At 50.4% G+C, this 12,462-nt stretch carries 9 protein-coding genes; 8 read left to right on the top strand and 1 reads right to left on the bottom strand.

What is annotated here, in order from left to right:
- The first annotated feature begins 33 nt into the window (after positions 1 to 33).
- Complete coding sequence (locus KK083_RS11565) at positions 34 to 819, top strand: TIGR02757 family protein (protein ID WP_254163387.1); 786 nt, start codon at positions 34 to 36, stop codon at positions 817 to 819.
- A gap of 118 nt (positions 820 to 937) precedes the next feature.
- Complete coding sequence (locus KK083_RS11560; RefSeq protein ID WP_254163386.1) at positions 938 to 3,148, top strand: eCIS core domain-containing protein; 2,211 nt, start codon at positions 938 to 940, stop codon at positions 3,146 to 3,148.
- On the opposite strand, the gene KK083_RS11555 is transcribed toward KK083_RS11560, so the two are convergent.
- Positions 3,142 to 3,702: a hypothetical protein gene (locus tag KK083_RS11555; RefSeq protein ID WP_254163385.1), complete on the bottom strand. Its 561-nt coding sequence runs from the start codon at positions 3,700 to 3,702 to the stop codon at positions 3,142 to 3,144. The two genes, KK083_RS11560 and KK083_RS11555, sit on opposite strands and share 7 nt — an antisense overlap.
- A 236-nt stretch (positions 3,703 to 3,938) precedes the next feature.
- On the opposite strand from KK083_RS11555, the gene KK083_RS11550 reads away from it, so the two are divergent.
- The 6 genes from KK083_RS11550 to KK083_RS11525 all read left to right on the top strand — a co-directional run bounded on the left by KK083_RS11550 (position 3,939) and on the right by KK083_RS11525 (position 12,461).
- Entirely contained in the window at positions 3,939 to 5,150 is a 1,212-nt protein-coding gene (locus tag KK083_RS11550; protein ID WP_438834722.1) for a c-type cytochrome, read from the top strand.
- 39 nt (positions 5,151 to 5,189) lie between these two features.
- A complete protein-coding gene (locus KK083_RS11545) occupies positions 5,190 to 8,288 on the top strand; it encodes a TAT-variant-translocated molybdopterin oxidoreductase (RefSeq protein ID WP_254163383.1) in 3,099 nt (1,032 codons plus the stop codon).
- 41 nt (positions 8,289 to 8,329) lie between these two features.
- The gene (nrfD, locus tag KK083_RS11540) at positions 8,330 to 9,745 is read left to right on the top strand and encodes an NrfD/PsrC family molybdoenzyme membrane anchor subunit (RefSeq protein ID WP_254163382.1); all 1,416 of its coding nucleotides are present in this window, start codon (positions 8,330 to 8,332) and stop codon (positions 9,743 to 9,745) included.
- A 31-nt stretch (positions 9,746 to 9,776) separates the two neighbouring features.
- Positions 9,777 to 10,307 carry a DUF3341 domain-containing protein gene (locus KK083_RS11535; RefSeq protein ID WP_254163381.1) on the top strand — a complete coding sequence of 177 codons (531 nt, stop codon included), beginning with the start codon at positions 9,777 to 9,779 and terminating at the stop codon, positions 10,305 to 10,307.
- Between the two features lie 39 nt (positions 10,308 to 10,346).
- On the top strand, positions 10,347 to 11,003 hold the full coding sequence (locus KK083_RS11530) for a c-type cytochrome (RefSeq protein WP_317195224.1): 657 nt from the start codon (positions 10,347 to 10,349) through the stop codon (positions 11,001 to 11,003).
- A gap of 66 nt (positions 11,004 to 11,069) precedes the next feature.
- Positions 11,070 to 12,461 (top strand): quinol:cytochrome C oxidoreductase, encoded by a 1,392-nt coding sequence (locus tag KK083_RS11525; RefSeq protein ID WP_254163379.1) that lies wholly within the window; start codon positions 11,070 to 11,072, stop codon positions 12,459 to 12,461.
- Position 12,462 lies beyond the last annotated feature (1 nt).

Genomic DNA, 12,462 nt, shown 5'->3' with positions numbered 1-12,462 from the left:
GAATTGAAGTAATCTTGCAGTTTAACCCGCAGCGTGAAACTATCGAAGAAACCTGATCCCGCCGAGCTGAAGCAGTTCCTGGATGAAAAAGCGGACCAGTTCAACAGGCCGGCCTTCATTGAGAATGATCCGGTGTCAGTTCCTCGTTCGTTTTCAAAAAAGCAGGACATCGAGATCTCCGGGTTATTTGCTGCGGTGCTGGCGTGGGGTCAGCGCAAGACCATTATCCGCAAATGCAGGGAGCTGCTGGAGCGGATGGACAACGATCCGCATACCTTCATCCTTCACCATAAAACACGCGACCTGAAAGCGTTTTCCGATTTTAAACATCGCACCTTCAACGGTACGGATACTTTATACTTCATCGAATTCCTGAAGCACTACTATCAGCAGCATGCATCGCTGGAAGATGCTTTTATAGTACCACCCGGAGATACAACGGTCGAGCAGGGGCTGATCAGTTTTCACCACACCTTTTTTAGCATCGAAGACCATCCTCACAGAACCAAAAAGCACCTGCCTACACCAGAGCGTAAATCCACCTGCAAGCGCATCAACATGTACCTGCGCTGGATGGTGCGTGCGGATAACCGTGGCGTTGACTTCGGCCTCTGGAAGAAGATCTCCATGGCGCAGCTGGTCTGCCCTTGTGATCTGCATGTGGACCGCGTGGCCCGCAGGCTCAAAATGATCCGGCGCAAGCAGACCGACTGGCAAACCGCGCTGGAGCTGACCGCCAACCTGCGCAAGCTCGACCCTGCCGACCCGGTGAAGTATGATTTCGCGTTGTTCGGTCTTGGGATAGAGGAGGGGTGGTAGATCTTACACCGGCCCTGCTTGATAAATCAATTCATCCGCTAAAAATTTATCCCATTCAATCAAAAAACTGGCAGTTACACGTGGTTTCATGCAACTTCAGCACAAACCAATCAGCCAGATGTGCGCTTATCTTCAACGTTCTTTTGAAAAGGCCAGACCGGCCGGCGTGGCTCCGCTCAAAGGAGGGGCCTCATTGGAAAACTTTGGGATCCATGATAACCGTTCTCAAGTTGTATTTCAGCATCGTGCGCCGGAGAAACAGAATAATACGGGAATACCTGACGCACTGAAATCAGCCGCTGAGCATTTTTCCGGCATTGACCTGAGCGATGTGAGGGTTAACTACAATTCAGAGGCACCCTCAAGGTTGCAAGCGCATGCCTATGCCAGGGGATCGGAGATTCATTTGGCTGCAGGTCAGGAAAAACATCTGCCACACGAGCTGAGTCACGTGATCCAGCAAAAGCAGGGAAGGGTGAAGCCAACGGGCTATGTGCAATCACTGCCTGTGAATGATGAGCAAAAGCTTGAGGATGAAGCAGACCGGATGGGCGCAAAACTGGCCGGCGCTGACATTCAGGAAGCTCGGTCTTATTCGCCTGCGATACAATCAACTCCTGGATTTGCCGACACCGCCGGAATAATCCAGGGTGTTTTTACCCGCAAGCACAAACGTTCCGGAAGCGTGCAAAAATACACCAGCCTCTGGTTAAATACCAGGAGAGATGCGCTGGGAGGGGCCTGGTATATCGCCTATTGTGATATTGTTGGAGTCGTGGGACTGAAAGCATGGAGCCGGTTTGAGAAGGGCGTCAACGATACCGGGGAAATCGATATCACAGAAGATGATGAGATGCTAACCATCATTCGAATGATCCGCGATCACTGGAATGCTTCGGAAAAAATGGAAGATGATAAAGCTGTGGAACCAGCTCCGGTGCCAATGAAGGAACACGTCAATTTTTCGTTCTCAACCCATAATGTTGAGAAGTACGGCGAACGTACAAAAGACAGGACCACCAAGGCAGGGCAGGAGGCATCATTGATGAGCAGGTTTCAGCCTGACGTGGCTTCCATGCAGGAGGTAACGAGGCCAGACCTGCTGATCCAGGATATGGATGCCATCGGGGTGGACGATCAGTACAAAATACATCCTGGTCCTCAATATGAATCGGGCACTTATAAAGAATCCTATTCTTTGGCCTTTAATACAGGCAGTGTTCATTTCCAGCCAGAACTGTCATTCATCGATCCCGCTACCAACAGCTCCATGCCATATTCTCAAACGCTGTCATTTGGCAAGCAGGCCGCGCAGGAGAATGGCGATCCTGAAATGAAGCAGGCCCGTCCTACAAGTTATTGGGATATACCTATTCCCGCCGGTCCTAACCTACGCCCAGCCTATAAACATACGGGCGATGCAGAGGAGGCTGAAGCGTATGCTAAAAAACATCAAAACCTGCGGCACAGGAGGCATAACCCTTACCTGAACGTAAGACAGGTTAATGTTCACACATCGCCAGGCAAGTCAACGCCAACGATCAATAAGCAGGTGAACGGCATCATGGAGGACATGGAAATGCTTTCAAAAGAAGAACCCAACACGATGGCCAGCGGAGACTTCTATATGCAGAAGGGGTCAAAGCAAAACTGGAAGAGATTAAGGAAGGGTACGGATAAACTGAAGCTTGTGGCACCTGGCGTAGCGACAAACTTTAAAAAGGGAAGAGGTATTCAGACGGCGGATCATTTTGTAGTACCGGCCAACTGGAGCGGTACCAGCGCGCACGCGCTTCCGCCCCCGGAGAGAAAAGAGACCAATGAGGAATTGCTGGCAAGGGGAAAGGATGTAAATGAGCTGGCGAAATGGGAGAAAAGCGGGATCGATCACGCCTTTGTTTTTGGCCGTGCGCAGGTTCCTGTGCCGGCACCAGGTCAGGGGTTGGTGGATGCACTGACTTTGTATTTGCAACACTTTTTCGCCATCATATACAGACAGAACAATTGCCTGATCCAGGCCATTGCGGATGCTGCGGGGATCAACCTCACAGGCCCCGTTACCGCGGATATCCGCAACCAGCTCAGTAAAAAAGTAAATAAGCCTGTTCCGATCGGAGATTTTATTGAAGCGAGCGAAGAAAATATAGGCATCATTATGAGAGCCCTTGGCATTTACGGCATCGTTCGGGTCTTCAATGTTGAGCACCCCGAGCAGGCAACGCTACCCATTTTTATTGCGGGGTCATCATTTACCCAAACAAGGAATGTTGTGCTCGAGATCAACTATTCCTACAGTCATTTCTATGCAAGCCCCCGCACCGGTCAATAGATCACGCGTTTTTCAATCGCAAGGCTGATAACGAGTATCACCAGCAACACCAGGGCGACGGCAGTATGCACCCAGGTCTTTTTGGTTTTGGTGGTTATCATAGTTGATAAGATGATGAGCACTGCCAGGTGAGGGATCTGTGTCTGGAGTGCCAGGCCGCTGAACGCGAGGTTGTGAATAATGCTCTGGATATCAAGGATGATCACAGCAATGAAGAGCTTCGGATAGTTGTGAAGATAGAACTCCCTGGAGGTGAATTCGCGCGAAACGCCGGTGGGAAAGAGCAGGTGCGCGAGTATGTAAAGGCTTATGGGATAGATCAGTATGGCGAGAAACTTATGCAACGTCCAGGTCTGTACGGCTTTCAGCTCATACGTCACCCACCATTCCTGGATGTAGATCACGAACACCAGCGCTATCCATATAATATAAGGAGCATACAAGGCAGACAGACGTGTATGTTTGATCATCTCGGCAACACCAGTCAGGATCGTGGTGATTCCAAGCCCGAGGATGATCGAAATGAGAACGATAACATATTCAAAAGCGGTCATAAACAATTTAAAATGATTCTAAATTAAACTTTTTCCGTCCATCTTCGCAATCTGTCCTTACCTTTCGCCGCCGGACATAAAAGCCTGCGAAACAGCATTAAAATACTGATAAAATATTGTGCAGAACTGTAAATAAATTTGAAAAAATGAGTTCCAATAGTAGATTTGTGCCACTTGTTTTGGAAACGGACACTAGCCTTATCATGATAAAAAACTATCTACACTCCACGTGCAAGATCTTCTTATTCGTTTTTACATTAATCTCCGTTAGTTTCTCCGCTTATTCTCAGGAAATCCCCAAGGAACCTGCTGCGATCTCAGCCGGGAAACAGATTTTTGATTCAAACTGTAAAGCTTGCCACAGAGTTCATCAGAAATTAGTAGGCCCTGCACTGGCCGGCGTTTATGACAGAGCTCCGTCTATTGACTGGATCAAATCATTCGTCAAGAACTCATCTGCAGTGATTGCCAGCGGTGACGCTTACGCCGTTAACCTCTTCAACGAGTACAACAAGACGACGATGACGTCGTTCTCGAGCTTCAAAGATCAGGACATCATGAACGTTCTGGCCTACATTCAGGACGAGACGATCAAAGGTCCTGGAGAGCAGCCTGGTCAAAAGCAAAAAGTAGTTGACGGTCCTAAGGAAGAAGGTGTTCCTGCTACATATTTAAATGTTCTGCTCGTAGGCATGATCGTGATCCTGATCCTGCTTGTTGTCATTTTAGCCTTCCTTGTTTCATCCCTGAAACGTTTCCTCGATCAGAAAGCACTGACGGAAGAAGAAAAAGAAGTTGTTCACTCACCCATTACAGCAGGTACCATCGCCAGCAGCCGCGGATTCATCTTCGTGGTAGCGTTCCTGGTAGGCGCCCTCGGCTTCAAGGCAGTGATCAACGGATTGTACTCTGTTGGCATCCAGCAAGGCTACGCACCGAAACAACCCATCGCTTTCTCTCATAAGATCCACGCCGGTCAGTACGAGATCGACTGCAAATACTGCCACGTAGGTGTAATGAAAGGCAAGAGCGCAACCATCCCTTCTGTGAACATCTGTATGAACTGTCACAACCAGATCAAATCAGGAACAACCACAGGAGAAGGAGAGATCGCCAAAATTGTAAGAGCTTATAATGAGAACAGGCCTATCGAATGGGTAAGGATCCACAACCTCCCTGACCTGGCATACTTCAACCACGCCCAGCACGTGAACGTAGCCGGCGTTGAATGCCAGACCTGCCACGGCCCCGTTCAGGAAATGGATGTAGTCCGCCAGCACTCCCTGCTGACCATGGGCTGGTGTATCGACTGTCACCGCAAAACGGATGTCAATACAAAAGGCAATGCCTACTATGACAAGCTTGTAGAGCTGCACAATGCGAAGTCCAAAGGAAATATGAAGGTGGAGAATATCGGCGGGTTGGAATGTTCAAAGTGTCACTATTAATCTGAAATAATTACGATCACGCATCGCGATAAATGATTTATGGAAGAATCTAAGAAGATATACTGGAAAGGCATCGAGCAGCTGGCAAACAATCCCGAGTTTGTAAAACACGCTCATCACGAATTTGCCCCTGCGCCTCCGGTGGATGAAGAAGACCCTGGTCACTCACGCAGGGATTTCCTGAAGATGATGGGATTTGGTATGGCTGCCGTTTCACTGGCTGCCTGTGAAGCGCCGATCCGCAAGGCTATTCCTTATGTGAACAAGCCCGTAGACATCGATCCCAGCATCGCCAACTATTATGCTTCCACATACATCAATGGTGGCGACTATTGCAGCATTGTAGTGAAGACCCGCGAAGGCCGTCCGATCAAGGTTGATGGCAACGCACTTTCAAACGTTACGAAAGGAGGCACCAGCGCACAGGTTGAGGCTTCCGTTCTTTCATTATACGACAACGACAGGCTCCGCGGCCCCAAAGCCGGTGGAAAGAAAATAGACTGGAAAGACCTCGATACTCAGGTTATAGCAAAACTCAGCGAGATCGCAGGTAAAGGTGGCCAGATTAGGATCGTGAGCAACACGGTGCTGAGCCCCAGCACCAAGGCGGTGATCGAGAAATTCAAAGCCAAATATCCCACCACCCAGCACATCCAGTACGATCAGACATCGCACTACGGCATGTTGAAAGCCAACGAAGAGTCATTCGGCACCGCCATGATCCCTTCGTACGACTTCAGCAAGGCAAACACCATCGTGAGCATTGCCGCCGATTTCCTCAACAGCTGGGGATCGTCTATCGAGAATACCAAACAGTACGGTAAAAGCAGGGAAGTAAGCGAAGAGAAACGCGACATGTCCCGTCACTACCAGTTCGAGTCGATCATGACCATCACTGGTGCCAATGCTGACTACAGAACACAGATCAAACCTTCAGAAGAAGGTGCGGTTGCCGTTCAATTGTATAACCTGATCGCTGCCAAAGCAGGCCGCGCTACGGTGAGCGGTGGTATGGAGAAGCCTAACCTGTCACGCGCCGCTGACGAACTGTGGGAGAACCGCGGAAAAGCGCTCGTGGTAGCAGGCTCTAACGACAGAGCCGTTCAGGTGGTAGTAAACGCCATCAACGATATGCTCGGAAGCTATGGCACAACCATCCTTCCCGGCCTTCCTGTAAACTTCAGGCAAGGTAACGACGAGGCCATGACCAGCTTTGTAACCGAGCTAGAAGGTGGAAAGATCGATGGTGTGATCTTCTACAATGCCAACCCTGTATACGATCATCCGCAAGGAGAAAAGATCGCCGCTGCACTGAAGAACGTTTCACTGTCAGTAGCAACCTCTTATAAAGAAGAAGAGACCGGTACGCTGGTCAACTTCCTGGCGCCCGATCATCACTACCTCGAATCATGGAATGATGCCGAGCCTAAGAAAAATCACTACAGCCTTTCACAACCTGCCATCACGCCGATCTTCAAGTCGCGTGCAGCACAGGAAAGCTTCCTGACCTGGGCAGGTGCGGCTGATACAGACTACTTCGAATTTGTAAAAGAGAACTGGAGAAACTGGTTCTTCAAAAACCAGACGATCGATTTCCAATCGTTCTGGGATAAGTGCCTGTACGATGGCGTTTATGAGCTGCCTGTTGAAGGTGGTTCAGTAACCTTTGGCGCCAACGTAGGCAACGCCGCCAATGCAATCGCGAACAACTACAAGAGCGGTGGCATGGAGCTGGTGATCTACGAGAACGGAACCGTAGGCAATGGCTCACAAGCCAACAACCCGCTGCTGCAGGAGCTGCCTGAGCCTGTTACCAAAGCCGTGTGGGATCACTATGTAACCGTTTCTCCCAAAGACGCTGCCGGCATCTCATTCTCTGAAAGCATTTCAAAATACGCAACCATCAAGGCCAACGGCAAGGAAGTAAGAGTACCTGTACTCGTTCAGCCCGGCCAGGCACAGGGAACGATCGGCATTGCGGTAGGCTATGGCCGGACGAAAGCCGGAAAAGTAGCTGACGGAATCGGCGTGAACGCTTACCCGCTCATCGCCAGCATCAACAATTCACTGAGCTACAGCGCGGTGAACGTTGACTTCCAGATCACCGGTGATACGTACCAGATCGCGCAGACCCAGACTCATAACACGTACATGGGCCGTGCTACCGTGATCCAGGAAACCAGCCTCGCCGAATACAAAGACGACAGCTACCAGAAAAAGAAATACAAGCCTGAGATCCATACCTGGAAAGAGGAGTCGCACAAATCTGACCCTGAAAAACTTTCCATCTGGAAGAACCACGACTACAACAACCACCATTGGGGTATGGCCATCGACCTCAATACCTGTACGGGATGCGCTGCCTGCGTGGTGGCTTGTAACGTAGAGAACAACGTGGCACTGGTAGGCCGTGAAGAGGTGATCAACCGTCGCGAAATGCACTGGTTGCGCATCGACCGCTACTACAGCAGCTCAGCCTCTATCGATGACTGGAAAGGACTCGAAGAAGCCGCCGATAACCCGGAGGTTGTATTCCAGCCGATGTTGTGCCAGCATTGTAACAACGCTCCCTGTGAGACAGTATGTCCTGTTGCGGCCACAACCCACAGCACAGAAGGTCTCAACCAGATGACCTACAACCGCTGCATCGGTACACGTTATTGCGCTAACAACTGTCCTTATAAAGTAAGACGCTTCAACTGGTTCAAGTATCACGATAACCGCCAGTTCGAGAACGTGAACACAGCGATGAACACAGACCTCGGCAAAATGGTGCTGAACCCCGATGTGACCGTTCGTTCACGCGGTGTAATGGAGAAATGTTCATTCTGCGTACAGCGCATCCAGTTGGGCAAGCTTAACGCGAAGAAGGAGAGAAGGCCGCTCGAAGACGGCGAAGTAGTAACCGCGTGCCAGGCATCATGCTCTACTGGCGCGATTGTTTTCGGTGACATGAACAACCCGAACAGCCGGATCTCGAAATTGCTGAAGATCAGACCGCTTGATCCGAACAGGCCGCACATCAACGATAAGGAAGCGGACAACCCGCGCGCTTACGCTGTGCTGGAAGAGATCAACGTACGTCCTAATATCTTCTACCTGACCAAGGTGAGGAACAAGGAAGAAGTTAAAGCTTAAGAAAGAATCGATTTAATAACGGATAACGCTTAAAAATAACAATGCAAGTAACTTCGGCAATACGTGAACCTTTGATTACCGGTGGTAAAACCGTAAAGGACGTATCCCATGATATCAGTCGGCAGGTAGAGGGCGCACCCACCAAGCTCTGGTGGATGGCGATGGCGATCTCCCTGGTGGTATTCGCTTACGGATTCTACTGTGTGTGCATGCTGCTTTGGCATGGCGTAGGGATGTGGGGTCTTAACAAAACGGTAGGCTGGGCTTGGGACATCACAAACTTCGTGTGGTGGGTGGGTATCGGTCACGCCGGTACGCTGATCTCCGCGATCCTTTTGCTGTTCCGTCAGCGCTGGAGGATGTCGATCAACCGCGCTGCTGAAGCGATGACGATCTTTGCCGTTATCTGTGCCGCTACTTTCCCGCTCATGCACATGGGCCGCCTCTGGCTGGGATTCTACTGGTGTCTGCCCCTTCCTAATACCTGGGGCTCACTGTGGGCGAACTTCAACTCACCGCTGTTGTGGGACGTGTTCGCGATCTCGACTTACTTCACCGTATCGCTGGTGTTCTGGTACATGGGTCTGATCCCTGACTTCGCTACCATCCGCAACAGGGCACTCATGCAAGGCAACAAGATCCGCGCTACCATCTATAATGCACTGAGCTTCGGCTGGTCAGGTGGTGCTAAAACCTGGGCAAGATATGAATCTGTGGCCCTGATCCTGGCAGGTCTTTCAACGCCGCTGGTGTTGTCGGTTCACACAATCGTATCCATGGACTTCGCTACCTCCGTGATCCCTGGCTGGCACACAACCATCTTCCCGCCGTACTTCGTTGCGGGTGCGATCTTCTCCGGTTTCGCCATGGTGTTAACGCTGCTGCTCATCACCCGCGCTGTATTCAAACTGGAAGATTACATTACCATCTACCACATCGAACTGATGAACATCATCATCATCGTTACCGGTTCGATCGTAGGTATCGCTTACATCACGGAGCTCTTCATCTCCTGGTACTCAGGTGTTGAATATGAAGGATATGCCTTCTATAACCGCGTGCAAGGTCCTTATGCCTGGTCATACTGGTCTATGATGACCTGTAACGTGATCTCTCCGCAGCTGTTCTGGATCAAGAAGATCAGAACGAGCATCGTGGCCACGTTCGTGCTGTCGATCATCGTGAACATCGGTATGTGGTTCGAGCGCTTCGTGATCATCGTTACGTCGCTGCACAGGGATTACATTCCTTCCAGCTGGACGATGTTCCATCCCACCATGTACGATATCGGTGAATACCTTTTCACCTTCGGACTTTTCTTCACCGCATTCCTGCTGTTCGCCAAGTTCTTCCCGGTGATCAACATTGCTGAGGTGAAGAGCATTCTGAAGGCAACTTCAGAGAAGAAAGCGGTGGCGCATGGCGAGCTGGTGGAAGAAAGCGCAAACAAACATTAATACGGATCGATAACATTCATAACTCAATAAGATGGACGTTAACAAGAATTTTCTGGTGGGGGTTTTCGAGGATGAAGATGTGCTGCTGGCCGCAGTGAAAAAAGTGAGGTCAGGCGGCGTAAAAATACACGAAGTATATTCACCCTTCCCGGTGCACGGCCTTGACGAGGCGCTGGGGTATAAGAGAACCCGTTTGCCGATCGCAGCTTTCCTGTTCGGCCTGACCGGAACAACTTTGGCGTTGACCATGCAGATCTGGATGCTCGGTTATGACTGGCCCATGATCATCGGTGGTAAGAACTTTGTGTCACTGCCTCCCTTTATCCCTGTTACCTTCGAGATGACGGTACTGCTGTCTGCCCTCGGTATGGTGGCTACCTTCATGATCGTGAGCGATATGAAACCTTATGGCTCACCCCGTCAGTTCGACCTTCGCAGCACGGAAGATAAGCACGTGATGGCGATCGATACCGATGCGAATGGAGGTAAAAGCAAGGACGAGATCAGCCGTCTGCTGAAAGAAGCGGGCGCCTCTGAAGTGAACACTAAATCTTTCGAATAATTACACAGGAGCTATAAAGATATGCGCTTAGTAAAAAGCTTGATAACAGGAGTTTCAGCGGCAGTCCTGCTGAGTTCATGCGGTGCAGGTGGTGACGATCAGGGTACCGAGTATGCACCCAACATGTATCACTCCGTGGCTTACGAACCGTACTCACAGATCACAGACGAGGATGCCGGCCGCTGGGTAACTTCCATCGACTACCCTACTTCCGTGGAAGGAGGAGAGGGTCATGCCGAATATTATAACTCGAACAGGTTCAACCCTCATCGCATGAACATGCGCGAGCCTGCGCCCAATACCGTAAAACGGAACGCGCAGGGATGGCTTCCTTACCGTCTTCCCAACGATTCAACTGGATTGCGTCTTGCCAGCAGGCTGAAGAATCCCCTGGACTCAACGGCCGAAGTGGTAGCCGCAGGAAAGGCGCTGTATGAAATGTATTGCGACCACTGCCACGGACCGAAAGGCGAAGGCAACGGAAAAGTTGCTGAAGGTGTGGAAGTGGATGGCACGAAGAAAGGTAACTACAACGGTGTTCCGAACTACAAGTCTGACGCATTGAAGAAGATCACTGAAGGACATATCTTCCACGTGATCACCTACGGTAAAAACCTGATGTGGCCCCACGGCTCACAGATCAGCCCGGAAGACCGCTGGAAGATCGCCAAATACGTGAAGACCTTACAGAAATAAAATCCACTAACGAATGAACGAACCCGCGTCTGAAGAGGGCGGGGGACAACGATAACGAAAACAACAATGGCTCATTTACAAGTTGCAGACGAACAATACATATTCAGGCCTGAAACCAGGAATAAGCTCTTTATTCTTCTTGGTGTAGGGGTGGCTTTATTTGTCCTGGGGTTGATCCTGGCCATGAGAAGCGGCGGACATCACGAAGAGGCCGGCCATGGTGAAGGACACGGTATGATCAAAACTGAGAACCTGGTAGCCAGCACAGAGAAGGCTGCGGCAGGAGACCAGGAAGAGCATCATGCCGCTGCTGCTGAAGCAGGAGAGGGCCATCATACAAAGGGTTGGAAAGAAAGACTGTTCTCGTCTCTTTGGATGAATAACGTGTTCTTCACAGGACTGGGCATCATCGGCCTGTTCTTCGTAGCCATTCAATATGCCGCACAGGCAGGCTGGTCTGCCGGTGTGCTCAGGGTGCCGCTGGCCATGGGTAACTGGATCCCGATCGCGGGCATCCTCATGATCGTTCTCTACTTCACTACAGGTCATGATATCTTCCACTGGACTCACCACGATCTTTATGATGCGAACAGCGCGGAATACGATCCACTGATCAATAAAAAAGCGCCGTTCTTCTTCTGGCCTGGTCATGCAGGCGGATTCCCGATCTTCTACATTTTCAGAATGGTGCTGTTCTTCAGCATGTGGTACTGGTTCTTCACCATGATCAAAAAGAACATGCTGGCCGAAGACCTCGAGAACTCTACTTCATACTGGTACAAGAACAGGGTGATCTCTACCTGGTTCCTCATCTTCTTCGCCGTAAGCTCTTCAATTGCTGCGTGGGATTGGGTGATGAGCATTGACACACACTGGTTCAGCACCATGTTCGGATGGTATGTGTTTGCAAGCTGGTGGGTAACCGGCCTGGCCACCATCACGCTGATCTGCGCATTCCTCAAGGATGCAGGTTACCTGAAAGTGGTGAACTCCAACCACCTGCACGATCTCGGTAAATTCGTGTTCGCATTCTCGATCTTCTGGACGTACATCTGGTTCGGACAGTTCCTCCTGATCTATTATGCCAACATTCCCGAAGAAACTGTATACTTCATAGAGCGCATGACTACCAGTCCTTACAGCTGGATCTTCTATGCGACCCTGATCCTGAACTTCGTATTGCCTTTCCTGTTGCTGATGACAAGGGATGCAAAACGTCAGTTGTCTACACTGAAGCTGGTTTGCCCCATCGTGATCGTTGGTCACTGGTTCGACTTCTTCCAAATGGTGACACCTGGGGTTATGCAGCAGAACGGCGGCCTGGGCTTCCTTGAAATCGGATTGGCCCTCGTATTCCTGGCTGTGTTCCTGCTCGTAGCATTGAGCAACCTGGCAAAAGTACCGTTGGTTGGCAAGAACCACCCGATGTTACAGGAGAGTCTAAATCACCACATTTAAC

The sequence above is a fragment of the Chryseosolibacter histidinae genome (assembly GCF_018598225.1).
Classification (GTDB): domain Bacteria; phylum Bacteroidota; class Bacteroidia; order Cytophagales; family Cyclobacteriaceae; genus Chryseosolibacter; species Chryseosolibacter histidini.
Note: the sequence above shows the minus strand (reverse complement) of the source record. Positions and strands in the feature narration are given on the sequence as shown.